Below are 23996 nucleotides of genomic sequence, written 5' to 3' on the forward strand. Positions count from 1 at the left end.
CTGTAGATAGGGTATTGCTCTAAAGGCTATATCCTGATTGTGTTATGGCGATATACCTGTAGATGTTTAAAACTTGCAGGCAACAAAAAACCCGCCAGATTGCTGTGCGGGTTGTTTGCTGGTGCCCAGGGTCGGACTCGAACCGACACACCTTGCGGCGGGGGATTTTGAGTCCCCTGCGTCTACCATTTCGCCACCTGGGCAGGTGCTGTGTAGAGAGCGCATATTAGACACAAAGCGCTCGCTTGGCAAGCGCATTGAGCGATTTTTTTGCTAGCCGGCGTTTTTCAGCGCCAGCGCACGCTCGTACAGAGCGTTGCGCGGCGCACCCGAGATCGCTTGTGCTAGCGAAACGGCCTGCTTGAGCGGCAATTCGGCCAGCAATGGCGCCAGCAAGCTGTCGTAGCTGCTGCCTTCGGCTTTTTCTTCGGGCGCAGCGGCATCGACCACGATCACCGCTTCGCCGCGCTGCTGATTGCTATCGCTGGCAATCCATTGCGCCAGCTCGGCCAGTGGCGCACGGCGGATGGTTTCATAGGTTTTGGTCAATTCGCGCGCCAGCACGGCTTCACGTTCACCGCCAAATACGGTGGCCATATCGGCAACGCATTCGGCAATACGATGTGGCGCTTCGTAAAACACCGTGAGGTAGGGCAGCTGGCGCAGTGCCGTTAGTGCATCCAGTCGCTGCTTGCTTTTGGGCGGTAAAAAACCGTAAAACAGGCTATGGGCGCAGCTAAAACCGCTGGCGGATAAGGCGCTGGTCAGTGCTGACGCGCCCGGAACCGGAATAACTTGAAAGCCCGCTGCATGGACCGCCGCCGCAAGCACCGCGCCAGGGTCGGAGACCGCAGGCGTGCCCGCGTCCGAAACCTGCGCCACGGTGTCGCCAGCGGCCAGACGAGCGACAATTTTTTCGGCCATCGTGCGCTCATTGTGCTCGCGAACCGAAATCATCGGCGTACTGATGCCAAACTGCTTGAGCAGCTGCCCGGTGACGCGCGTGTCTTCGGCGGCAATCACATCGGCCTGCTTTAATACGGCCAGTGCACGTTCGGTAATATCACCCAGATTACCGATTGGCGTGGCAACCACATATAATGCAGACTTGCTGACAGGAATATCAGGCTTATGCACGTAAAAAATCTCCTTGGCTCGCAGATCAAAACCGTTGACGCTGCGGCTACTTTGGCAAAAGCGGCCGCCATCAAGTCGTTTGACGCAGCCCGATTTGTTGCCCGGCTTGCGGGTATGAGTGCGCTACTATACGTCTCGCTAGGCGTCACGGCCACTGTTGCGCACGCCGAGGAAGAAGTGACTGCGGCCAAAACAGGTTATATCGCGCTCTTGCTGCCCGGCCATGCCAAGGCGTTCAAACCGGCGGTAGACCAGATTCGTGCCGGTGTTCTGGCCGCTGAGCGCGTGCACGGCGGTGGTGATTCGCCACCGCTGCGAATGTTTGATACCAGCGACAAGGAAGAAGACGTCCAGGCTCAGTACCAAAAAGCGGTGGACGGTGGCGCGGTGGCGGTGATTGGCCCTTTGACCAAGTCGGCGCTTAATTTTCTGGCCGATAGTACCGATTTGACCGTGCCGGTGATCGCGCTCAATGGTTTTGACGCCACTACCTTGCCACAAGGCAAGCTTTATAGTTTTGGTCTGGGCGTGGAAGCCGATGCTGCGGCAACCGCTCAATTAATGAAGCTTGATGGCCTGCAACAGGTGGTTGTTTTGCAAACAGGGGATTCAATTGCCCAGCGGCTGGCGCAAAGTTTTGTTGCCGCTTGGCGCGGGCACACTGGCGGCGAGCCGGTGATGATTACCATTGCCAATCCGCGCCGTGATGCGGTGCAATTGAAAGCGCAATTGGCCGAGGTGTCGGCCGATGCCGTGTTTCTGGCGATGGATGCCAAGGCAGCCCGGGCAATCCGGCCATTTCTGGGTAATGAGCGCGCCATCTATGCCACCAGCCAGATCAACCCCGGACGTTTGCCTGCTACCACGCTGATTGACCTGGCTGGAATCAAATATCTGGACATGCCCTGGTTGGCCAACCCTACCCAGGAAGGCTACGAGTTGTACGATAGAGTGCGTTCGAGTTCGAATGATCTGGAGAGATTGTTTGCGCTGGGGCTTGATGCGTGGCGAATTGCCGCCATCTTGTCTGCAGGGGGTCAGCTTGAGCGTCTGGACGGCGTCACCGGCATCCTGAGTCTGGGCACCGATAATATTGTTCAGCGCGATATGCAGCTCAGAACCATGGGCCAGCCGGATGGCAGCCGATGAATGACAAAGGCCAGCTGGCCGAGCAGCAGGCTGCGGCCTATCTGATCGAGCACGGGCTGACCATTCTGGCGCGCAACTGGTCGTGCCGCCACGGTGAAATAGATCTGGTGGCGCAAGACGGCAAGCAGCTGGTTTTTGTTGAAGTTCGCATGCGCCAATCGAACCGTTTTGGCGGCGCTGCGGCCAGTATTACCCCGGCCAAGCAGGCCAAGCTCTGGGCCAGTGCCCAACAGTATTTGCAAGGCATCAAATCACCGCCTGCGTGCCGGTTTGATGCCATTTGTATCGATGGCCAGACCATTTCCTGGCTGAAAAACTGCATTAGCGCCTAAGCCGGATGAACCGTATCGGCTATTGCGCCAAGGCAAATAAAAAAGGATAAACCATGGATTTGATTCAACGTGTTCAGCAGCATTTCGAGGAAAGCGTTGCTGCCAAGCAGGCAGCGATGGAGGTGCTCAGCCCGGCCATTGCGCTGGCTGCCGAAAAAGTGGTTCAAACCTTGATTGCCGATGGCAAAATCCTGGCGTGCGGTAACGGTGGCTCGGCGGCGGACGCCCAGCATTTTGCCGCAGAAATGGTCGGCCGCTTCGAGCGCGAACGCCCCGGTTTGCCTGCGATTGCCCTGACAACCGATTCGTCGGCGCTCACCGCGATTGCCAACGATTATGATTTTGATCTGGTTTTTTCCAAGCAGGTGCATGCGCTGGGTCGCGCTGGCGATATTCTGGTGGCCATTTCCACCTCGGGAAATTCGGCCAATGTGATTTCGGCCATTCATGCTGCGCACGACCGGCAGATGACGGTGCTGGCCTTCACCGGCCGCGATGGGGGGCAGATCGCCGATCTGATGACGGGCGACGACGTCAACATCTGTGTCAACCACCCACGCACGGCGCGGATTCAGGAAGTGCATATCACGGCGATTCATGCGCTGTGTGATGCCGTTGACTATATGTTGCTCGGAGGTGATTAATGAAACGTCTGATAACTGCCGCTTTGCTGGTCAGCAGCCTGAGCGCCTGCGTGCCGCTGGTGGTCGCCGGTGGCGTGGCCGTTGGGGCCTGGATCGGCTCTGATCCGCGCCCGAGTCTGACGATCAAACAGGACACGACGCTGGGTGCCAATATCAGCGCACGGCTGGTCGATGAATGGAAAGAGAGGGCACACGTTACGGTGAATACCTTCAATGGTCAGGTTTTGCTGACCGGTGAAGTGCCCGATGCCGCTGCCAAAGCGCGCGCCGAGGAAATCGCCCGCTCGTTTGCCCAAACCAGACGCGTATTTAATGAGCTGTATGTGGGGCCGGTTTCCACGACGAGCGAGCGCCTGAATGACACCCAGCTGACCACCCGGGTTAAGAGCGCATTGCTCACCGCAGCAGGTGATGCTTCGGCCGTGCATCTGCAGGTGATTACCGAGCGCTCAACCGTGTATTTGCTCGGCATGAGTCAGCCAGCGCTGGCCGATAAAGCCGCCAATCTTGCCGCCTCAGTCTCAGGCGTAAGCCGCGTGGTCAAGCTGGTGCAGCCGCTGCAACCTTTGCCGCAATAGACTGGCGCTTGCGCCAACCCGTAACAATGGGGGTATATGCCTGAAGCGATTTTCAATATTAGCTTGCAGGTATATACCCCTTTATATTTGAAAGTCTTTCAGAATGTACTGCAGCAAAATCGGCTGTGCTGCAGCCGTGGGGTGGAGCTGGTCGGGCTGGAAATAGCGGTTTTGCTGAATAATCGGCTCGAGCAAAAACGGGCTCAGGCTGACTTTGTATGTTTTGGCCAGCTCAGGATACGCCGCCGCAAATTGCCGGGTGTAGCTGGCGCCGTAATTGGGCGGCATCTGCATACCGATTAGATGCACTTTGGCACCTGCGTTTTGCGCCTGTTTGATCATGCTGCCCAGGTTCTGTTTCATGCTGGCAATCGGCAGGCCGCGTAGCCCGTCGTTGGAGCCCAGCGCCAGAATCACCCACTTGGGTTGATGCTGTTTCAGGCTGGCGGGGAACCTTGTGAGTCCTCCGGCAGTCGTTTCACCTGAGACGCTGGCATTGACGATCCGGTATTTTTTGCCCTGCTTTGCCAGATTTTGTTCCAGCAGTTTGGGCCAAGCCTGATTGGCGGCGATGCCATAGCCTGCCGACAAGCTGTCGCCAAACACCAGAATAACCGGTTCTGCCGCCTGCACTGCGTGCATCGCCAGGGCGCTACCAATACTGATAAGGATGCGTTTGAACATGTCCGATCTGACTCCAAGCATGATTGAGGTGCGCAATGTCCACAAGCACATTGATACCGGCTCCCAATCGCTGACCATTTTGCACGATATTGATTTCAGTGTACCAGCTGGCGCCAGTTTGGCCATTGTCGGGCGTTCGGGCTCGGGTAAATCCAGCCTACTGGCCTTGCTGGCCGGGCTCGACTTGCCCACGCAAGGGGATATTCTGCTGCAGGGAAATGCGCTGCAGGCTTTGGACGAAGACGGGCGGGCAAAAGTTCGCGGCCAGCTGGCGGGCTTTGTTTTTCAATCGTTTCAATTGCTACCCGAGCTGAACGCGCTGGAAAACGTCATGCTGCCGCTGGAGCTAGCAGGCGTTACCGACGCCGAGCAGCGCGCTGCGCACTGGCTGGAGCGGGTAGGGCTGGCGCATCGCACCGATCACTTGCCGCGTCAGCTCTCGGGCGGCGAGCAGCAGCGCGTGGCTCTGGCGCGCGCTTTTGCGCCCAAACCGGCCGTGCTGTTTGCCGATGAGCCTACCGGCAGCCTCGATAGTGCCACCGGTGCGGTGATCGCCGATTTGCTGTTCGATCTAAACCGCGAAATGGGCACCACGCTGGTGCTGGTGACGCATGATGAAACGCTGGCAGCGCGCTGCTCGCACCTGCTGCGCTTGCAGGCGGGCCAGATCACCGAATGGCTGGCGGCTGACGAGCGCACATTACTGGAAACGGCGGTGTAATCATGGCAAACCTTGCGACACGCTGGGCTCCGCTACGCCTGCACTGGCGGCTGTTTGCGCGCAGCATGGCGGCGGGCGAATACAAAACACTGCTGCTGGCGCTGGTCATTGCGATTGCCTCGCTCACTGCCGTGGGCATGCTGACCGAGCGCGTACAGCGCTTGCTGCTGGGGCAGGCCAATCAATTGCAGGCGGCCGATGCCGTGCTGGTGTCTGATCATGTCATTGCGCCGACGGCAGCGCAGCTGGCGCAACAGTATGGTTTGCAAACGGCCAGCACGGCCACCTTTCCGTCGATGGTCAGCTTTGGCGAACAAACGAGTCTGGCTTCGGTGAAAGCCGCCAGCGCCAGCTATCCCTTGCGCGGCAAACTGGCTCTGCTGCCGCCCGCACAAAATGCAATGCTGCGCAGCGGCGAAGCGCTGATCGACGCCCGCTTGCAGGCGGTGCTGGGTGTCAAGACCGGGCAAACGATCCAAGTTGGCCAGCTCAATCTGACAGTACGCGGCATTATTGATCGCGAGCCTGACGCGGCGTTTGATTTTTCCAGCCTGCAAGCTCGCCTGCTGATGAGTGAGGCCGATCTGGCCGCCAGCGGCTTGCTCGGCTTTGGCAGCCGGGTGAAATACCGGCTGATGGTGGCCGGAGAAGAAGCGCAGGTTGAGCAGTGGCAGTCGAGCATGAAGCCCAAGCTCGCGCGCGGCGAAAGCCTGGAAAACGTGCGTGAATCGCGCCCCGAGCTGAAGCAGTCGATTGATCGTGCTGAGCGCTTTTTGCGGCTGGCCGCGCTGCTGGCTGGCGTGCTGGCAGCGGTGGCGATTGTGCTGGCCGCCCGGCGCTTTGCCTTGCGGCACTTTGATACCGTGGCTTTGCTGCGTACACTGGGCGCGAGCCAGCGTAAGGTGCGCGCTATTTTGCTGAGCCAGCTATTATTGCTCGCCGGTTTTGCTGCGGTACTGGGCGGCGCACTGGCCTGGCTGGCGCAGACGGCGCTGGTCTGGCTGATCGCCGATCAACTGCCTGCGCCGCTGCCTGCCGGTACGCTATGGCCATGGGGCTGGGCCAGCTTGCTCGGCCTGGTGCTGTTGCTCGGCTCGGCTGGGCCGATTTTACTGACCCTGGCCAAAACGCCACCTTTGCGCGTGTTGCGCCGTGATCTGAGCGTGAATGTGCATTGGGTCTGGCAATACGGCATCACTGTATTGTCCATGGTGGGTATCTTGCTGCAGATAGCTCAGGATATAAAGCTCGCGGCTATAGTCGGTGGGGGTATTGTACTGGCGCTGGCTTTGGTGGCGTTGCTCTGCTACGGCGTGCTCAACCTGATGCAGCGCTACTTCAAGCGCGGTAGTCCCAAAATCGCCTTGCGGCAAATGCTGCGCCAGCCCGGCTTGCTGCTGGCGCAATTGGCCGCGCTAACCCTCGGGCTATGTGGTTTATGGTTATTAACCGTGGTGCAGAACGATTTGCTCGCGGCCTGGCGCGCGCAGGTGCCCGCCAATGCGCCCAATCATTTTGCCGTGAATATCCAGCCCGAGCAGCAGGCGCAATTTAGCCAGCTATTTGTGCAGGCCGGATTGCCGCAGCCCAAGGTGCAACCGATGATCCGTGGCCGCTGGGTGCTGCACAATCAGCAGATCGTCAAACCCGATAGCTATGCCGAGCCACGCGCGCGGCGGCTTTCCGAGCGCGAATTCAATCTGTCATGGGGCGAGGACGAACGCGCTGATAATCAGCGCGTGCAAGGCCCGCCGCTCAATCAGCAGCAACCCGGCTGGTCGGTGGAGGCCGAGCTGGCCGAGCAGCTGGGCATCCGGTTGGGCGATGTACTGACTTTTGATATTGCCGGTGTGCCGGTGAGTGCGCCGGTGGTGAATTTGCGCAAGGTGAACTGGGGCTCGTTTCGCGCCAATTTCTTTGTGATCGGCTCCGAGGTGATGATGCGCGAGCAGCCCAGCAGCGCAATCAGCAGCTTTTATCTGCCCAAAACGCAGCCGCAGCTGATTCCCGATCTGGTTCGCTCCATGCCCAATATCACGGTGATCGACGTTGGGCAGGTGCTGGCGCAGGTTGAATCGGTGATTAGCCTGGCGTCAGCCGCCCTGCGGCTGGTGTTTGTGATGTGCGTGCTGGCGGGGTTGACGGTATTGCTGGCGGCGCTGGACACCAATGAGGCCGAGCGACGACGCGAAGCAGCGCTGATGCGCTCGCTGGGCGCTAGTACGCGGCGCATTGCGCAAATCTGGTGGCTGGAAAGCCTGTTTCTCGGTGCCGTGGCAGGCCTGATGGCCGGTCTGGTTGCCGCCATTGGCGCCTGGTATATCGCCTACAGCGTGTTCAATCTGCCGTGGCTTATCAACTGGGCTTTACCGCTGTACTCCGCCGTGGCCGGCATGATGCTAACCGCTTTAACAGTCGGGCGACGCTTGCTCGCGCTGGCGAGGACAACGCCCATGCTGATGCTGCAGGCGGATTAAATCAAACGGGTATGGGGCTTAATGTGGATTTTGATGAATTTTTGGTTTTGTTGGACAAAGGGACTGAGTTGCCGTTTGATAAAATTCATCAGGCAATGACAAGTTATATTGCGATTTTTGTTGAATGCAATGTATCCCCGCCCCTGAAGTCGTTGTTGCTTGAATTGATTCAATGTGCATTGGATTATTTGAGCGGAAAAATAGATGGTCATGCACTCTTAGAGGCGCGCACTACTGCTTGGCACTTGTTTGATAGGCAAGAGAGAAATTCACCAGCCCAATTTTCGACGCGACTGGTTCTTTGTTGTCTTTATGACGAGCAGTCGTCGGAGATTGATGAAATGGGTCTTGAGTTCTTCTTCGAGACTCTTTTCTCCATTGCTGATGATGCGGCAGAGAATGAGTCCTTCAAGTTTGCAAGGTATCTTGCTGATCATCTTGAGTTGGTGTGATTTTTATTTCTTACGCGGTAGTAAATCTGGTGGACTGGTAATAATTTCACGTCTTTATTGTGCCTAGATTTGTGCCAGCGCAAAATATGCTACCCCAGCTAAGCGCATGCTCACCCTTAATATTGATCTGAGGTGGTGAGTCATGTTTATTCTTGAGCAAGGGCAGGTTGAGCGCTTGTGCCAGAGCTATCTGGGCGGAAACGCGACTGCCGTAGAAAAAATTACCGGCTTTCAGGCCGACGTGTATCTGGTACAAGTGGGGCGTTTGCGTGCCGTGCTCAAATGCTACCGCCAGCCTCATCAGGCGCAGCGTGAGGCGCAGGCACTCAACCAGTTGCGCCAATACGTGCATGGTCTGGCGCTGCCTGAAGTGATCGCCGTACATCAGCCCGGCCAGCAAGGCGAAGCGCTGGTGCTGACGTATATTCACGGGGCTCCCGCCAGCCATGAGCTGGAATCGCCCATTGAAATCGACCGCTTTGCCGATGATTTTGTTGACTGGCTGCGCGGCCTGCACGCGATTAGCTGCGAAATGGGTTTTCAGGACGAAGCCGGGCAATGGCACAGCCAGTTTGCCGCTGCCTATCAGGCCGATCTGCAGGCGCGTATTGTCTGGCTCAATGGCCACAACGCGGCACAATGGATCAGCCAGCCGCTGCGCGACGACCTGATCGAGTTGGCGGGCAAATTTGCGCAATTGCCGCTGTCAAACCGCCAGACCAGCAGCATCATCCATGGCGACGCGCACGCGGCCAATTTTCTGGTAAATCCGGACACGCACCGCCTGTGCGGCGTGATTGATCCGGGTATGGTGCGTTTTAGCCATTGTGAGCTGGATCTGGTGCAGCTCGATACCGTGCGGCCGGATTTGAAATTGCTGGGCAATTATCTGACTAAATCAGACTTTGATCCGGGTATACGCCTGCGGCTGGCTTTCTTTGCCGTCTTCAGCGATATACATCAGGTAGCACAGACTGGTGTCTGCGATGAGGCCACTTTAATGCGCAAACTGAGCAAGGTGCAACGTTTGCTTGATGCGGCAGCGGTAGCGCCAATGTCATAAGATCATCGCGGTTTCAGTGAGGTAGGGCGTATTTGACGCGTAGCGGCAATACGCCTGAAATGCTGAGGTCTGGCGTAGTGCCTGCGGCGACGACGCTCTACGGTGTTGATTTGAAGGGTATCTTCTTGAGGCTATTGATAATAAATAGCTTGGTTCCTATACCTAGGGTTAGTATTCTGCCGTCTCACGTCTCACGTCTCACGTCTCACGTCTCGCGTCTCACGTCTCACGTCTCACGTCTCACAGCCCCAGATAATTCTCGTTCAGTACGCGTAAAAATGCGTCGCCGTATTTTTCCAGCTTGCGATCACCCACACCGCTGATGCGCGAGAGCTCGTAATGGTCGAGCGGGCGCAGGCGAACCATTTCTTTGAGCGTTGCGTCGCCGAACACATGGTAGGCGGGGGCTTCGATTTCGTCGGCCAGCTGCTTGCGCAGTTTGCGCAATGCTTGCCACAGCGCCTGATCGGCTTCGGAACTGAATTCGCTGCCTTTGTCGCCGCGATAGCTGAATTTCTCGGTACGCGCGCGCAGGTAGAGCGGGTTTTCGCCTTTTAAAAATGGGCGCGCTGCGTCGGTGAGTTGCAGCCCGCCGTGGCCGTCGGGCGAGAGTTGCAATGCGCCTTTGGCGAGCAGTTGGCGGAAAACAGCGCGCCAGCTGGCTTCGTCGATGTCTTTGCCGATGCCAAAGGTGCTGATTTTGTCGTGGAGATTGCTAATGACTTTGGCATTGCTTTTGCCGCGCAACACATCGACCAGATGGCCAACGCCAAAGCGGTTTCCGGTGCGATAAACGCACGATAATGCTTTTTGTGCGGCCTGAGACATTTCAACCAGTTGCGGCGGATTCAGGCAGTTGTCGCAGTTACCGCACGATGCAGCCTCTTCACCGAAGTAGGCCAGCAACACCGAACGACGACATTCGGTGGCTTCCACCAGCCCGAGCATGGCGTCGAGCTTGCGGCGCTCAACGTGTTTTTGCTCCTCCGGGCTGCCGCCTTGCTCGATCATTTCGGCCAGCAACATCACATCGTTCAAGCCATACGCGAGCCAGGCATTGGCGGGCAGACCATCGCGGCCGGCGCGGCCGGTTTCCTGATAGTAGTTTTCGATTGATTTGGGCAAATCCAGATGCGCGACAAAACGTACGTCGGGCTTGTTGATGCCCATGCCAAAGGCAATCGTCGCCACCATCACCACGCCTTCTTCGCGCAGGAAGATTTGCTGGTGCTTGGCGCGCGTGCTGGCATCGAGCCCAGCGTGGTAGGGCAGTGCCCTGATTTCCTTGCTGCGCAGCCACGCAGCGGTGTCTTCGACTTTTTTGCGCGACAGGCAATACACAATACCCGAGTCGCCTTCGTGCTCCCGGCGCAGGAAGGTTAGCAATTGGTCGCGAGCCGTTTTTTTCTCAACCATCGTGTAGCGCAGATTGGGCCGATCGAAACTGGCGACAAATTCCTGCGCGTTTTCCAGCTGCAGCCGCTGTTTCATCTCGGCGCGCGTGGCGTGATCGGCCGTTGCGGTGAGCGCGATGCGCGGAATGCCGGGGAAATCGCTCGCCAGAATCGACAGCGCCAGATATTCAGGGCGGAAATCATGCCCCCATTGCGACACGCAATGCGCTTCATCAATCGCAAACAGCGAAATATGCGCTTGACGCAGCAAGGACTGAAAACGCGTCGTCATCAGTCGCTCGGGCGCGACGTAGAGCAGCTTGAGCTGGCCGGAGAGAAAATCATTTTCTACTACGCGCGCAGCAGAGGCATCCAGCGTTGAATTCAAAAAGGCGGCTGCCACGCCCAATTCTTTGAGCGCTTCGACTTGATCCTGCATTAGCGCAATCAGCGGTGAGACAACAATCGCGCAGCCCTCACGCACCAAAGCGGGGATTTGGTAGCACAGCGATTTGCCGCCGCCAGTGGGCATCAGAACCAGCGCATCTTGCCCTGCGCACAGGGTATTGACGATCTGCTCCTGCTCGCCGCGAAAGGCGCGGTAGCCAAAGACGTGTTCCAGGCAATGCAGGGCGGGCGTATTGGGAGAGGTGTTTTGCATGACGGCGCTATTGTACGCCGCTTGCGCCTGATCGTCGTTGAAATCAGATCAGGCGGGAGGAAGATCTACTTATACAGATGGTGAGTATTTGATTTTAGAGCTTGTTGGCCTTGGCTGGTGGCGATATACCCTTAGTTTTCTTGTTTGGGTTGTGCGATTGTCAAGGGAGCGGCCTGCGTGGTCAGCGGGTGCAGATCCTGATCGAGCAAGGATTTTTTTTTGCTAAAACGCGACCAGGGAATAAACGGCAAACAGGCCAGTACAATGAGCGTGATGATCAGAAATTCCAGCATGATTGAATGAGCCCACGTCAAAGATTAAGTTGGCGTCAGTATAAATTCAGCTTTGTTTCTTGTGCAATGCGCAAAGCACGAAAAGAGGGGAAAAACCTACAAGTGGCGAAAGCAGATGATGGAGGGTTTGGTTGCTTGCAGAAGGTGCTTAAATAGAGGCTCCCTGTCGTATTTCGTCATGCAACAGGGAGGACCAAGCTTACAAACCGGCTTCGATCAGCATTTCGCGTGTGAGCAAGAACACAAAGCCATCGCCTGATTCGGTGGGCAGCCAGACAAATGGCAAGGTAGGGTACTGCTCTTCCAGTACGTCGCGGTTGTGGCCGATTTCAACGACCAGTATGCCGTGCGGATTCAGATGCTGCGTGGCTTCCGACAAGATACGGCGGGTAATATCGAGGCCATCTTCGCCGCTACCCAGCGCCATTTCTGGTTCGTGCAGGTATTCGGGTGGCAGCTCTTCCACGCTGTGGGCGTCAACATACGGCGGGTTGGAGATAATCAGATCGTACTTTATCTCCTCCACGGCGCTAAAAAGATCCGAGTCAAGCAGATCGATCCTGTCGCCCAGGTTGTAATCGAGCACATTGATTTCCGCGACATCCAGCGCGTCGGGCGAGAGATCAACTGCGTCAATCGCCGCATCAGGGAAAGCATGCGCCATCAAAATGGCCAGGCAGCCAGAGCCTGTGCACAAATCGAGCGCGTTATGGATCAGCTCGGGGTATTCCAGCCACGGCTCGAGCCCTTCATTGAGCAAAATCTCGGCAATAAAGGAGCGCGGCACAATCACGCGCTCGTCTACATAGAATTTGAAATCGCCCAGATAAGCTTCTTTGGTCAGGTAGGACGCGGGCTTGCGCGTGACCACTCGCTCTTGCAGGATATTGAGTACCAGCTCGACTTCTTCAGGCAGCAGCCGGGCGTCAAAGACCGGCTCAAGCCGATCGATAGGCAATTTGAGCGTTGAGAGGATCAGATACGCCGCTTCATCCCATGCTTCACTGGTGCCATGGCCATAAAACAGCTCGGCAGCATTGAATCGGCTGACGGCAAAACGGTGCAAATCACGCACGGTGGTCAGGTATTCGCGGGCAGTTTCGTACATTCGGTGGCTCCAGGCAGGAGATTAACAAAGAGCCGATAGTGTACTGCCATTAAGTGATGGCACCAATGTTTTCCCTCAAGCTTAGGCCAGTGTCTTGGCTTGAACGCTTGCTGTGGGTTTGCAGCAAATTTGTGATTAGAATATCGCTCTTTTTGCGCCGGATCGACGGCGTGATTTGCATGTTGGGGAGTGCGTGTGAACTGCAAATGGCTGATGGCTTTATTTTTCCTGCTGGCACCTGCGGCCTGGGCAGAACCGGCGCTCGATGCCGGGCAGCAGCGTGTCAGCGCTGCGATTGACACATGGCGCAGCTGTATCCGGCAGGAGCTGCAGCTGCAAATCGACAGCATTGCCTCGGCTGCATTTATTGCCGAGGCGACGCTTAGCCTGTGTGATGCGCCATTCTGGCAGTTGCAGCAGCTGATGCTCTCTGACATGCTGGCTCGTGATACGCAGGCCAGCGAGGATAAAATCGTCCAGCTGGTTGGCGATAGCCTGCGCGATGTGAAGGATAATCACCGGGCTAAAATTATCTCGCTGGTTCTCAAGCATCGCGCCAGATAAGCTTTTTCCCCTGCTGTGTGGTAAATGCTTGGTTTTTATCCGGTTTTTCTCCCGCTTAGCGGCGTAATCAACAGGCTTTGGTAGGCAGTCGCGCCTGCTTGGTGTAAAGTGCCGCTTTAGTTGAAATTGCACATTGGAGTGGTATGGGTATGACATTTGCAACGCTTGGCCTTGCGCCTGAAGTTTTAAAGGCAGTTGCCGAGCAGGGCTATGAAAACCCGACCGCAATCCAGTCACAAGCCATTCCGGTCATTCTGACCGGCCAGGATGTTTTAGGTGCCGCGCAAACCGGTACCGGCAAAACCGCCGCGTTCACGCTGCCGATTCTGACCAAAATCATTCGCCACGCCAGTACCAGTGTTTCGCCTGCGCGCCACCCGATTCGTGTGCTGATTCTCGCGCCAACGCGTGAGCTGGTTGATCAGGTGTACGACAACGTGGCAACGTACAGTAAATATACTGGTCTGCGCAGCCATGTGGTCTACGGCGGTCTCGATATCAAGGCGCAAATTCCTGCCTTGCGCAATGGCGTCGAAGTATTGGTCGCAACGCCAGGCCGTTTGCTTGATCACATTGGGCAAAAAAATATCAATTTGTCGCAAGTCGAAATTCTGGTGCTCGATGAAGCCGACCGCATGCTGGATATGGGCTTTATTCTCGACATCCGCGAGATCTTCAAGCTATGTACCAATCGCAAGCAAACGCTGCTGTTCTCGGCGACGTTTGCGCCGGAAATCGTCAAGCTCAGCAATGAGTTTATGAATAACCCGGTCAAGATCGAAGTGGCACGCCAGAATTCGGCCAATGAATCGGTCAAGCAAGAGCTGCATCCGGTGGAAACCGGCCGCAAGCGCGCCTTGCTGGCGCATTTGATCCGTGTGCATGATATGGGTCAGGTGATTGTATTTTGCCGCACCAAAATCGGTGCCGAGCAAGTATCACGCGAGCTAAAACGCGCCGGATTTAATTGCGAAGCGATTCATGGCGACCGCGATCAGAAAGCGCGCACCGAGGCGCTGAATAAATTCAAAGCCGGTGAGACCAAAGTATTGGTCGCCACCGATGTGGCCGCGCGGGGTCTGGACGTGACCGATTTGCCATTTGTGGTGAATTTCGAGCTGCCCACCAACCCCGAAGACTACGTACACCGCATTGGCCGCACTGGCCGCGCTGGCGCGACCGGCATTGCGATTTCACTGGTCGCACCCGAAGAAGACAAAGCCTACAACGGCATCAAAGCCTTGCTTAAACGCGACCTGCCTTTGATTCCGGTACCCGGTTTCTCGCCAGGCACCATCCAGATTATTGATGAGCGCGAATCCAGCCGCGAGCGTATTGGTTCGGATCGCGGTGAGCGCGGTGCTAGCCGTGGCGCAGCGCGAGGCGAACGGGATCGTTTTGGTCGCCGTGATTCGCAGGTTCGCGATGGACATGTTCGAGATGGCGGTATGCGTGATGGCGCACCAGCAGGCGAGCGTATGCCGTCACGGGCAGCGCGTGATGCGATGGATATTCCGGCATTTCCAAGCGATCTGCCCAAGCTGCCGAAACGCGGGCCACAGATTGCCGCGCTATTTCTGCCCAAGCGTTCGGCAACGCCACAAGCCTGATGGCGGATTTAAGCGCGTATTACATGCAAAAAGGGCCCTCGGGCCCTTTTTTATTTGCGGCCGGTATTTCAATCTTTGCCGATCAGACGGACTGCCAGTGGCGCTGCGCCGTTGGCGATAGGAAATAGCCGGTCGATATTGGGGTGTTTGCCCGGGTTTTGCTCGGCATCGAGCGTGTGTTCGGCGTAAATGCGCAGCCCTTTCTGCGCGGCAATATTACTGATGGCACCAAATTCCTGATACAGCGCGTGGTAAACCCGCACGCTGCCTGCCTGGCCGGGTTTGTTCTCGATGCGGGCAAGTACTTCATCGCCATTTAGTAGCTCGATGGCGCTTAAATGATCCACTGTGGCTAATGTTGCCAGCTGTTCGGCAAAATTCATAAGTTCACCTTGTCAACGGTTTGAATAGTCCACGCGTTATATCACACAAGCGCAAGGTGCGCTTCAATCAGGAGAACTATGATGCGTAATTCAATTTTGTTGGCTGTATTTGCTGCAACGCTGGCTGGCACGGCCATGGCAGATCACGGACATGGGCACGGCAAAATGCCGCGTGGCGATGTGAGCAAGGCTGACTTTTTGCAGCGCATGGAGCAGCGTTTTGATGCGATGGACAGCAATAAAGATGGCGTACTGTCTGAAGCCGAGCGTAAAGCTGCACATGAAAAAATGCGCGGCATGAGGGAAGAAAAACGCAAAGCGCGAATGGCCAGTAAAGCGAGTGCGGTCAACAAATAATGCCTGGCTCAAATCATCGCAGACCGAACTAACTGTCAATCAGATCCGGCGGGCAGCTTTGCTGCTCGCCAATTGTTTTAGGCCTGGGCCGGTGCGCCCCAGATTTCGCTCAGCGGCAATTGGCCGGCAATAATCCGGCTATCGAGCACATGGATGACCGACGCATCAAAATCAGCGCAATTGCGCAATACCGGCTTGCCCAGTAATTGATCGTTGGCATCAAACAGCGACAACACCAGTGGCGTGCTATCGAGCTTGCCACGCCTTACCACGACGGCCGTTTCGCCATTAATCAGATGGACAATACTACCCGGTGGATACAGACCCAGCGTCGATAAAAACAGCTGCGCCAGTTTCTGATCCACAGTGCCTGCCCCGCTATTGAGCGTGCTGAACATGGCCGAGTCCGCCAGCTGGCGGCGGCGGTAACTGCGGTTGGCCAGCATGGCGCAATAGCGGTCGGCCAACCCCAATAGACGGGCGTCGAAATGAATATCGGTGCCATTGAGCTTGCGCGGATAGCCGCTGCCATCGGGCGCCTCATGGTGTTGTGCCACGCAATCGAGCCAGTGAATATCGGATACGCCCAGCATGCGCAGCTGGTCGCGGCCAATCAGTGGATGCTCTTGCATCTGGCTACGCTGCTCAGGGGTGAGCGGACCTTCCTGCTCGGCCAGCAGGGCTTCAAGCGCATGCATGCCAATATTCATCGTCAGCGCCGCGGCAACAACCGAGCTGCGTTGCAGTGCGTTCTGCCCCAGATTGGCCAGCGTCAGATCGGCCACAATCGCCACGTCAACCGCGTGGCGGATCGGGTAAGGCGTTTCCAGCTCAAGCAAAATAGTGCCCAGCGCGACCTCGGCCGATTGCTGGCAGGCCAGTTGTACCTGCTGCACGATGTCGGTCACTGAGGCGGTGAAGTTCTCGGCAGCCAGCGGATCGTTCAGTAAGACACCCAGATCAAGCCGAGCCTGACGGATAAGCTGCAAAGAGGAAAGAGGTGTGCTGGCCATAAAATGTATACGACTGATCAAGCGGCTATATTAGCGCATGCAAATGAAAACAGCGTGAGTTTAAGCTCACGCTGTTACAAAAATTGTCAATTTGCAAGCAGGCCTCGTTGGCTTTACTCTGCCTCGTCCATCCAGGTCATCTGGATGGCTTCAAGGATCTTTTCGCCGCAATGTTTCGGGTCATCATCAAAGCCATCGAGCGCCAAAACCCAGTCGCGCAAATCGGTAAAACGGATGCTTTTGGGGTCAACGTCGGGATATTTATCGGCCAGCTCGATGGCGATATCACGTGTGTCAGTCCATTTCATTGTTTGTCTTCCTATTGTCTGTCAAGGCGTCGGGAGAAAAATAAGCGCTTCTTCTAAAATAGATGCTGGGTATATGGATGCAGCTTATATTAAACAAGCCCTACAGAAATATACCCCTACTGGGTAGTCTGAGCGACTCACACCAGTCTCGCCGGTCTCAGTGATGCTCTCGGGCGTGATTGATGGTGTATTTTGGCAGCTCGACTACCAAATCGGTATCGGCCACTTCAGCTTGACACGACAGGCGCGAGCAGGCTTCCAGCCCCCAGGCTTTATCGAGTTGATCTTCTTCAAGTTCGTCTGCTTCATTCAGGCTATTAAAGCCTTCACGCACCAAAACATGGCAAGTCGTGCAGGCGCAGGATTTTTCACACGCGTGTTCGATTTCGATGTCGTTAGCCAATAGCGCATCACAAATGGTCGTGCCTGGCTCGACGTCGAGCACCGCGCCGTCTGGGCACAGCGTCGCGTGGGGCAGAATAACGATTTGAGTCATGTTTTATCCTTAAATATCGGTAATCTTGTGGCCAGCCAGGCCGCGTTTAACCGCGGCATCCATCCGGCGGCTGGCAAATTCGCCGGTGGCGGCGTTCAGTGCTTCGGTGGCGGCAATAATCGCGTTGGCATCGTCTTGAGCGTTGGCGGTGTTAAGCGCTGCAATTGCCGCGTCAATCTCGGCGCGCTCAGCCGCGTTAATCAGCTGGCCGTCGGTGTCGAGCGCAACGGTGACGGCGGTGACAATGCTTTCGGCTTCAACGCGCGCTTCGGCCAGTTTGCGTGCCTGCACATCGACTTGCGCGTGCGTCATCGATTCGGTCAGCATCCGCGTGATTTCATCGTCCGATAAGCCATACGACGGCTTGACTGCAATATTCGCTTCGATGCCGGAAGATTGCTCTTTGGCCGAGACCGACAGCAGGCCATCGGCGTCGACCTGGAAAGTGACGCGAATGCGCGCCGCGCCAGCGACCATAGGCGGAATGCCGCGCAGCTCAAAGCGCGCCAGGCTGCGGCAATCGCTCACCAGCTCGCGCTCGCCTTGCAGCACATGAATCGCCATCGCCGTTTGGCCGTCTTTAAACGTCGTAAACTCTTGCGCGCGCGCGGTTGGGATTGTGCTATTGCGCGGAATTACTTTTTCAACCAAGCCGCCCATCGTTTCCAGACCGAGCGACAGCGGAATCACATCGAGCAACAGCCATTCATCGTCGCCCTTATTGCCCGCCAGCACATTGGCCTGAATCGCTGCGCCAATCGCCACGACTTTATCGGGGTCGAGGTTGGTCAGTGGTTCCTGGCCAAATAATTCGCGTACCGCTTTGCGCACATGCGGCATACGCGTTGCGCCGCCAACCAGCACCACGCCTTTGACGTCTTCAATCGTCAATTTGGCATCGCGCAGTGCTTTTTTGACCGGCAACAGCGTTTTGCTGATCTGGTGCGCGGTCATGCGGTGAAATTGCTCGGCCGTCAGCTCAAGGTCAATTACTGCGCCATCCGAAAGTACGGCAGTGATGCGTGTGCTATCGCGGTCGGTGAGTGATTCTTTGGCCTCGCGTGCGTGAGTGAGTAGCAGGCGCTGATCATTGGCGTTCGGGCCGTGAATATCGGCTTGTTCCAGAATCCAGCAATAAATACGGTGGTCGAAATCATCGCCGCCGAGTTGCGAGTCGCCGGAAGTCGCACGCACTTCAAACACGCCGCGCGTCAGCTCCAGAATCGACACATCAAACGTGCCGCCGCCCAGGTCGTAAATAACGTAAGTGCCTTCGGATGCATTATCGAGGCCATAGGCAATCGCCGCCGCAGTCGGCTCGTTCAATAGGCGCAGGACATTCAGCCCGGCCAATTTAGCTGCGTCTTTGGTCGCCTGGCGCTGCGCATCGTCGAAGTAGGCGGGCACCGTGATTACCGCGCCAACGAGTTCACCACCCAGGCTTTCTTCGGCGCGGTGCTTGAGGTTTTTTAAAATTTCGCTAGAGACTTCAACCGGGCTTTTGACGCCAGCGCGCGTTACCAGTTTGAGCATGCCTGGCTCGTCGACGAAGCGGTACGGCGTTGCCAAATCGGCGATATCGTTGATGCCGCGACCCATAAAGCGTTTCACTGATACCAGCGTATTGCTTGGGTCTTCGTTTTGCTTCGCTTGCGCGGCGTGGCCGATCAGCAAGGTGTCATCTTTGCCGTAATGCACCACCGATGGCAGCAGTGTGCGGCCATCGTGGTCAGGCAGGCAGACCGCGCTGCCGCTTTTGACGGTGGCAACGAGTGAATTGGTCGTACCCAAATCGATGCCGACCGCGAGGCGGTGTTGGTGCGGCGCAGCAGAAAGACCGGGTTCGGAGATTTGCAGCAAAGCCATTGGCTTGAATCCTGAAAACTGATTAAGGTATATGCCTGAAGCTATTTATGAGCAACAGCCTCAGGGATATACCCTTGATTATCTAAGAATGAACTGACCAAGAAAGTTGAATGCCATCAATGTTCCGGGTGTTGCGACAAACAACAAAATCCAATGACGCACCCATTTGCTTTGTTCAATTGCGGTCTTCCTTTCTTGCTGACGCCAATTACGATCAAGCGTTTTCCATGCCAGAAGGAAAAATACGGGAGCAGCAATTAGTGACCCTATAAGGTGATTCATCATTGGCGCTGCGTTGCATTTCTCGAATTCTTCTAAATCAGTTGCATCGAAGCAAAAGTGCGGTAGTAATAACTTGGCTTGCAAAAAGCAAAAGCAGGCAAGCAACAGCCACAATACGGTTTCGCTAACGATGGTCTTCATGCTTTTTATCCACGCAGATCAATACAAAACCGCTTCAATCGCGTCGCCAATTTCCTGATCGAGCTTTTCCATAAACCGTAATTTTCGCACGCTCATTGCCGCGTTCGCAAAGTCTTGTTGCGCGTCGATTTGTGTGGCGAGTTTGTCTTCGAGCGCCTGCATTTCGGCGCGCATTTCGCGGGCGAGGTTTTCCAGCGCATCGACGTTTTTGCTCGCTTTCGCGTCGCTAATGCTTTCACGCCATTCCATTTGCGCCATCAGAAAATCCATCGGCATCGCCGTATTGGTTTCTTCCTGCGTATCAACGCCAGCCAGGCTCAGCAAATAGCGCGCGCGGGGCAGGGCGGATTTCAGGGTTTGATAGGCTTCATTGATGTGCGTTGCAGCTTGCAGGCTGGCACGGCGCTCGGCATCAGACGCAGTGGCAAACTTATCCGGATGATAGAGTGCAACTTGCTCGCGATAGCGCGCATCGAGCAGCTTGGCGTCGATGACAAAATCGCTTGGCAGCTGGAAAAGGGCAAAATGGGATTGGGCGAAATCGATCATAGGCTGTGGCGGTCAGGTGTTGGAGGTGAGGTTTAGGTGTCAATGCGCAAGCTTGAGGGGGCAAGGGTTTTACTCCTCACACCTCACCCCTATCGCCTCACACATTAAACGCCAAAGCTTTCGCCACAACCACATTCGTTTTTCACGTTCGGGTTGTTGAATTTAAAGCCTTCGTTCAGGCCTTCCTTGGTGTAGTCGAGCTCGGTGCCGTCCAGATAGGCGAGTGATTTGGCATCGGTGTAGATTTTGGTGCCAAAGCTTTCGAATACCAGATCGGTGTCACTTTCAACGTCGACAAATTCCAGCTTGTACGCCATGCCCGAGCAGCCCGAGGTTTTGACCGCCAGACGGATGCCCAAGCCTTTGCCGCGTTTTTTGATGAAGTTGGCAACGTGGTTTGCCGCTGCTTCGCTAAGTGTCAGTGCCATGTTGAACTCCGTGAGGAGTGAGGTGTGAGGTGTGAGGTGTTGGGTTTTACCCCTTACTCCTCACGCCTAACGCCTCACGCCGAGTGCTTTTGCTTGTAATCTTCAACCGCCGCCTTGATCGCGTCTTCAGCCAGAATCGAGCAGTGGATTTTCACTGGTGGCAAAGCCAGTTCTTCGGCGATTTGGGTGTTTTTGATCGCCAAAGCTTCGTCCAAAGTCTTGCCTTTGACCCACTCGGTGACGAGTGACGATGACGCAATTGCCGAGCCGCAACCGTAGGTTTTGAATTTCGCGTCGGTAATCAGGCCATCTTCGCCAACCTTGATCTGCAACTTCATTACGTCGCCACAGGCTGGCGCGCCGACCATGCCGGTACCTACGGTATCGTCGCCCTTATCAAAAGCGCCGACGTTGCGCGGGTTTTCGTAGTGGTCGAGTACTTGTTCGCTGTATGCCATTTTAATTCTCCAGTGAGGAGGGAGGTGTGAGGCGTGAGGTGTGGTTCTCGTTCGCCGCCCTGCCCAAAAAATCTAATTTGGTGGAAGTAAAGGGGGTTTACACCTCACCCCTCACTCCTCACCCCTAACAAATTAATGCGCAGCCCATTCGATGGTCGAAATATCGATCCCTTCCTTGAACATATCCCACAGCGGCGAGAGTTCGCGCAATTTGCCGATTTTGGCTTTGCACAATTCAATTGCGTGATCAACTTCGGCTTCAGTGGTAAAGCGGCCAATCGTGAAGCGGATCGAGCTGTGTGCCAGTTCGTCCGAGCGGCCCAGCGCGCGCAGTACATACGATGGCTCAAGTGAGGCCGAAGTACATGCCGAACCAGATGAAACAGCCAAGTCTTTGAGCGCCATAATCAGCGATTCGCCTTCAACGTAGTTAAAGCTGACGTTCAGATTGTGCGGCACGCGCTGATCCATATCGCCGTTCAAATGCGTTTCTTCGATTTCTTTCAGGCCATTCCACAAACGGTCACGCAATGCGCCGATGCGTTTGTTCTCTTCGACCATATCTTCCCGCGCAATGCGGAATGCTTCACCCATGCCGACGATCTGATGCGTGGCCAGTGTGCCCGAGCGGAAGCCGCGCTCGTGACCGCCGCCATGCATCTGCGCTTCCAGACGGATACGGGGCTTGCGGCGGATATACAGTGCGCCAATGCCTTTGGGGCCATAGGTTTTGTGCGCCGAGAAACTCATCAGGTCCACTTTCAGCGTCGCCAGATCAAGCGCGATTTTGCCAGTCGCTTGTGCGCTATCGACATGGAACACAATACCGCGTTCGCGGCAGATTTCGCCGATGGTGGCGATGTCCTGAATCACGCCAATTTCATTGTTCACCGACATCACCGAAATCAGAATCGTGTCCGGGCGGATCGCCGCTTTCAAGGCTTCCAGATCGAGCAGACCGTTTTCTAGTACGTCCAGATACGTCGCCTCAAAGCCTTCGCGCTCCAGCTCGCGCACCGTGTCGAGCGTGGCTTTATGCTCGGTTTTTACCGTGATGAGGTGTTTGCCCTTGGTCTGGTAGAAATGCGCCGCGCCTTTGAGTGCCAGATTGATCGATTCGGTGGCGCCCGAAGTGAAAACGATTTCTTTTGGATCACAGTTGACCAGCTTGGCCACTTCCTCACGCGCGTCTTCAACCGCAGCTTCCGATTCCCAGCCATACGGGTGAGAGCGGCTGGCCGGATTGCCGAACATTTCGGTCAGGTAAGGAATCATCTTGGCGGCAACACGCGGGTCTACCGGCGTGGTGGCGGAGTAATCAAGATAGATTGGTTTTTGCTGAGTCATGAGCTTTGCTCCGGTGCAATAAGCATGCTGATAAGTTTGAAATTGGAATTTGAAATTAATGCGCGTTCTGATGGTTCAGATGGTTTTGGCGCTGATCTTTAACAATGCTGAGCGTCTCGCTGCAGCGTTTGGTTTTTTCCTGCTGTTTCTCGATCAGGCTGGCCAGCGTGACATTAGACAAAAAGCCGTGGATTGTCGTATTGAGCTCGGTCCATAAATCGTGCGTCATGCAGCGCGATTCATCGCGGCAATTTTCGCGGCCACCGCACTGGGTAGCGTCTATGGGTTCGTCAACGGCGGTGATGATTTCGGCCACTGTAATCTCACAGGCGGCACGCGCCAAACAGTAGCCGCCGCCGGGGCCACGGACGCTTTCAACCAGTGCGCGACGGCGCAGTTTGCCAAACAATTGTTCCAGATAGGAGAGCGAAATATGCTGGCGTTCGCTAATGCCCGCTAGCGTGACGGGGCCGTTGGCTTGGCGCAGTGCCAAATCCAGCATCGCAGTCACAGCGAAGCGGCCTTTTGTAGTCAAGCGCATGGGGTTTCCTTGCTGTTTTTATCTTGCCTCAATGGTATCAAAGCCCGACTAAATTGGTCAAGTAAAAACCCGACTAAAATAGTCGGGTTTGGTGATGTTGTATCGACGGAGAATGTCTTGCTAGCGTGGTGATGGGTATATCTCTCTGAGCCTTTTTGGATAAGGTGCACAGAAGAATACCCCGTATCATTCGAACACCTCAATCAACAATCTTGTTCAGATAGGTCGGGTCGAACTTATCGGCGGTGGCGCGCTCTTCCGCGCAATCAACGCCCAGTTGTTCCAGTCGTGCCAAGACCATTTCCAGGCGCTTGTCGGTGGTGACCGAGTGATCAAGCAGGCCGTGAATGGCTTTGACCATTGGATCGTTCATATCTGCGCCCACGCCGTAAGCTGAAAAGCCCAGCTGCTCGGCTTTCTCTTCGCGCTCTTGTTCGATTTGTGCGGCCAGAATGCGGGCCGGTATACCGATTGCGGTGGCTCCCTCGGGGACGTCTTTGACTACCACGGCATTCGAGCCGACTTTGGCTCCGTCATGCAGCGTAATCGGGCCGAGGATTTTCGCGCCAGCGCCAATAATGACGCCTTTACCCAATGTCGGATGGCGCTTGCCGTGATTCCACGACGTGCCGCCCAGCGTTACGCCGTGATACAGCGTGCAATCGTCGCCAATTTCGGCGGTTTCTCCGATCACAATGCCCATGCCGTGATCAATAAATACACGGCGGCCAATGGTTGCGCCGGGGTGAATCTCGATACCGGTCAGAAAACGCGTGATGTGCGAGAGCATGCGCGCCAGCAACTTCCAGTTGCGTACCCACAGGCCGTGCGCAACGATGTGCAATGTGAGCGCGTGAAACCCCGGATAACAGGTCACCACTTCCAGCGTCGAGCGGGCGGCGGGGTCGCGGTCAAAAACCACGCGGATATTTTCACGCAGACGGTCTAGCATGGCGGCGT

General features: G+C 56.0%; 27 protein-coding genes, 1 tRNA gene and 1 pseudogene. 11 read left to right on the top strand and 18 right to left on the bottom strand.

The window, feature by feature from the left end; all coding sequences use genetic code 11:
• Positions 1 to 119 precede the first annotated feature (119 nt).
• Positions 120 to 203: transfer RNA gene (locus ABHF33_RS11970), tRNA-Leu, on the bottom strand.
• Positions 204 to 273: 70 nt separating this feature from the next.
• Positions 274 to 1146 (bottom strand): 16S rRNA (cytidine(1402)-2'-O)-methyltransferase, encoded by an 873-nt coding sequence (gene rsmI, locus ABHF33_RS11975; RefSeq protein WP_432803983.1) that lies wholly within the window; start codon positions 1144 to 1146, stop codon positions 274 to 276.
• Between rsmI and ABHF33_RS11980 the strand changes: the two genes are divergently transcribed.
• From ABHF33_RS11980 to ABHF33_RS11995, 4 genes are read left to right on the top strand one after another with little or no spacing between them, the layout of a single operon-like run.
• Complete coding sequence (locus tag ABHF33_RS11980; protein WP_348944180.1) at positions 1132 to 2286, top strand: penicillin-binding protein activator; 1155 nt, start codon at positions 1132 to 1134, stop codon at positions 2284 to 2286. The two genes, rsmI and ABHF33_RS11980, sit on opposite strands and share 15 nt — an antisense overlap.
• On the top strand, positions 2283 to 2618 hold the full coding sequence (locus tag ABHF33_RS11985) for a YraN family protein (RefSeq protein ID WP_348944181.1): 336 nt from the start codon (positions 2283 to 2285) through the stop codon (positions 2616 to 2618). Before ABHF33_RS11980 ends, ABHF33_RS11985 begins: the two co-directional genes overlap by 4 nt.
• 53 nt (positions 2619 to 2671) lie before the next feature.
• A complete protein-coding gene (locus ABHF33_RS11990) occupies positions 2672 to 3262 on the top strand; it encodes a phosphoheptose isomerase (protein ID WP_157315384.1) in 591 nt (196 codons plus the stop codon).
• Entirely contained in the window at positions 3262 to 3840 is a 579-nt protein-coding gene (locus ABHF33_RS11995) for a BON domain-containing protein (RefSeq protein WP_348944182.1), read from the top strand. Before ABHF33_RS11990 ends, ABHF33_RS11995 begins: the two co-directional genes overlap by 1 nt.
• An 81-nt stretch (positions 3841 to 3921) precedes the next feature.
• Here the strand turns inward: ABHF33_RS11995 and ABHF33_RS12000 are convergent, their stop codons facing one another.
• Positions 3922 to 4524: an arylesterase gene (locus tag ABHF33_RS12000; protein WP_348944183.1), complete on the bottom strand. Its 603-nt coding sequence runs from the start codon at positions 4522 to 4524 to the stop codon at positions 3922 to 3924.
• Here ABHF33_RS12000 and ABHF33_RS12005 point away from each other — a divergent pair.
• From ABHF33_RS12005 to ABHF33_RS12020, 4 genes are all read left to right on the top strand, one after another.
• The gene (locus ABHF33_RS12005; protein ID WP_432803937.1) at positions 4523 to 5245 is read left to right on the top strand and encodes an ABC transporter ATP-binding protein; all 723 of its coding nucleotides are present in this window, start codon (positions 4523 to 4525) and stop codon (positions 5243 to 5245) included. The genes ABHF33_RS12000 and ABHF33_RS12005 overlap by 2 nt on opposite strands.
• A 2-nt stretch (positions 5246 to 5247) precedes the next feature.
• Positions 5248 to 7722 carry an ABC transporter permease gene (locus ABHF33_RS12010; RefSeq protein ID WP_348944184.1) on the top strand — a complete coding sequence of 825 codons (2475 nt, stop codon included), beginning with the start codon at positions 5248 to 5250 and terminating at the stop codon, positions 7720 to 7722.
• A gap of 23 nt (positions 7723 to 7745) precedes the next feature.
• On the top strand, positions 7746 to 8174 hold the full coding sequence (locus ABHF33_RS12015) for a hypothetical protein (protein WP_348944185.1): 429 nt from the start codon (positions 7746 to 7748) through the stop codon (positions 8172 to 8174).
• 142 nt (positions 8175 to 8316) lie between these two features.
• On the top strand, positions 8317 to 9237 hold the full coding sequence (locus tag ABHF33_RS12020; RefSeq protein ID WP_348944186.1) for a phosphotransferase family protein: 921 nt from the start codon (positions 8317 to 8319) through the stop codon (positions 9235 to 9237).
• A 240-nt stretch (positions 9238 to 9477) separates the two neighbouring features.
• Here the strand turns inward: ABHF33_RS12020 and recQ are convergent, their stop codons facing one another.
• The 3 genes from recQ to prmB all read right to left on the bottom strand — a co-directional run bounded on the left by recQ (position 9478) and on the right by prmB (position 12693).
• On the bottom strand, positions 9478 to 11292 hold the full coding sequence (gene recQ / locus ABHF33_RS12025) for a DNA helicase RecQ (RefSeq protein ID WP_348944187.1): 1815 nt from the start codon (positions 11290 to 11292) through the stop codon (positions 9478 to 9480).
• Between the two features lie 131 nt (positions 11293 to 11423).
• Entirely contained in the window at positions 11424 to 11585 is a 162-nt protein-coding gene (locus ABHF33_RS12030) for a hypothetical protein (protein ID WP_348944188.1), read from the bottom strand.
• 199 nt (positions 11586 to 11784) lie between these two features.
• The gene (prmB, locus tag ABHF33_RS12035) at positions 11785 to 12693 is read right to left on the bottom strand and encodes a 50S ribosomal protein L3 N(5)-glutamine methyltransferase (protein ID WP_348944189.1); all 909 of its coding nucleotides are present in this window, start codon (positions 12691 to 12693) and stop codon (positions 11785 to 11787) included.
• Between the two features lie 195 nt (positions 12694 to 12888).
• Between prmB and ABHF33_RS12040 the strand changes: the two genes are divergently transcribed.
• Both ABHF33_RS12040 and ABHF33_RS12045 read left to right on the top strand, forming a co-directional pair.
• A complete protein-coding gene (locus ABHF33_RS12040; protein ID WP_348944190.1) occupies positions 12889 to 13257 on the top strand; it encodes a hypothetical protein in 369 nt (122 codons plus the stop codon).
• A gap of 149 nt (positions 13258 to 13406) precedes the next feature.
• Positions 13407 to 14867: a DEAD/DEAH box helicase gene (locus ABHF33_RS12045; protein WP_348944191.1), complete on the top strand. Its 1461-nt coding sequence runs from the start codon at positions 13407 to 13409 to the stop codon at positions 14865 to 14867.
• Between the two features lie 68 nt (positions 14868 to 14935).
• Here the strand turns inward: ABHF33_RS12045 and ABHF33_RS12050 are convergent, their stop codons facing one another.
• The gene (locus tag ABHF33_RS12050) at positions 14936 to 15250 is read right to left on the bottom strand and encodes a DUF2322 family protein (RefSeq protein ID WP_157669741.1); all 315 of its coding nucleotides are present in this window, start codon (positions 15248 to 15250) and stop codon (positions 14936 to 14938) included.
• A gap of 78 nt (positions 15251 to 15328) precedes the next feature.
• Between ABHF33_RS12050 and ABHF33_RS12055 the strand changes: the two genes are divergently transcribed.
• Positions 15329 to 15607 (top strand): hypothetical protein, encoded by a 279-nt coding sequence (locus tag ABHF33_RS12055; protein WP_157669740.1) that lies wholly within the window; start codon positions 15329 to 15331, stop codon positions 15605 to 15607.
• Between the two features lie 77 nt (positions 15608 to 15684).
• On the opposite strand, the gene ABHF33_RS12060 is transcribed toward ABHF33_RS12055, so the two are convergent.
• The 11 genes and pseudogenes from ABHF33_RS12060 to cysE form a co-directional block, all read right to left on the bottom strand.
• On the bottom strand, positions 15685 to 16620 hold the full coding sequence (locus ABHF33_RS12060; protein ID WP_348944192.1) for an HD-GYP domain-containing protein: 936 nt from the start codon (positions 16618 to 16620) through the stop codon (positions 15685 to 15687).
• 113 nt (positions 16621 to 16733) lie between these two features.
• The gene (gene iscX / locus ABHF33_RS12065; protein ID WP_348944193.1) at positions 16734 to 16928 is read right to left on the bottom strand and encodes a Fe-S cluster assembly protein IscX; all 195 of its coding nucleotides are present in this window, start codon (positions 16926 to 16928) and stop codon (positions 16734 to 16736) included.
• Positions 16929 to 17085: 157 nt separating this feature from the next.
• Positions 17086 to 17424 carry an ISC system 2Fe-2S type ferredoxin gene (gene fdx / locus ABHF33_RS12070; protein ID WP_157669737.1) on the bottom strand — a complete coding sequence of 113 codons (339 nt, stop codon included), beginning with the start codon at positions 17422 to 17424 and terminating at the stop codon, positions 17086 to 17088.
• A gap of 9 nt (positions 17425 to 17433) precedes the next feature.
• Complete coding sequence (gene hscA, locus ABHF33_RS12075; protein WP_348944194.1) at positions 17434 to 19290, bottom strand: Fe-S protein assembly chaperone HscA; 1857 nt, start codon at positions 19288 to 19290, stop codon at positions 17434 to 17436.
• 78 nt (positions 19291 to 19368) lie between these two features.
• The gene (locus ABHF33_RS12080; RefSeq protein WP_348944195.1) at positions 19369 to 19713 is read right to left on the bottom strand and encodes a hypothetical protein; all 345 of its coding nucleotides are present in this window, start codon (positions 19711 to 19713) and stop codon (positions 19369 to 19371) included.
• An 18-nt stretch (positions 19714 to 19731) separates the two neighbouring features.
• Entirely contained in the window at positions 19732 to 20262 is a 531-nt protein-coding gene (gene hscB / locus ABHF33_RS12085) for a Fe-S protein assembly co-chaperone HscB (protein WP_348944196.1), read from the bottom strand.
• Positions 20263 to 20366: 104 nt separating this feature from the next.
• Complete coding sequence (gene iscA, locus ABHF33_RS12090; RefSeq protein WP_157669734.1) at positions 20367 to 20690, bottom strand: iron-sulfur cluster assembly protein IscA; 324 nt, start codon at positions 20688 to 20690, stop codon at positions 20367 to 20369.
• A 74-nt stretch (positions 20691 to 20764) separates the two neighbouring features.
• The gene (iscU, locus tag ABHF33_RS12095) at positions 20765 to 21148 is read right to left on the bottom strand and encodes a Fe-S cluster assembly scaffold IscU (protein WP_348944197.1); all 384 of its coding nucleotides are present in this window, start codon (positions 21146 to 21148) and stop codon (positions 20765 to 20767) included.
• Between the two features lie 132 nt (positions 21149 to 21280).
• Positions 21281 to 22495 carry an IscS subfamily cysteine desulfurase gene (locus tag ABHF33_RS12100; RefSeq protein ID WP_157669732.1) on the bottom strand — a complete coding sequence of 405 codons (1215 nt, stop codon included), beginning with the start codon at positions 22493 to 22495 and terminating at the stop codon, positions 21281 to 21283.
• Positions 22496 to 22550: 55 nt separating this feature from the next.
• Entirely contained in the window at positions 22551 to 23036 is a 486-nt protein-coding gene (iscR, locus tag ABHF33_RS12105) for a Fe-S cluster assembly transcriptional regulator IscR (protein WP_348944198.1), read from the bottom strand.
• 199 nt (positions 23037 to 23235) lie between these two features.
• Positions 23236 to 23994 (bottom strand): annotated as a pseudogene (gene cysE, locus ABHF33_RS12110) (serine O-acetyltransferase); the annotation flags it as partial.
• Positions 23995 to 23996 lie beyond the last annotated feature (2 nt).

The sequence above is a fragment of the Chitinibacter sp. FCG-7 genome (assembly GCF_040047665.1).
GTDB classification, from domain to species: domain Bacteria; phylum Pseudomonadota; class Gammaproteobacteria; order Burkholderiales; family Chitinibacteraceae; genus Chitinibacter; species Chitinibacter mangrovi.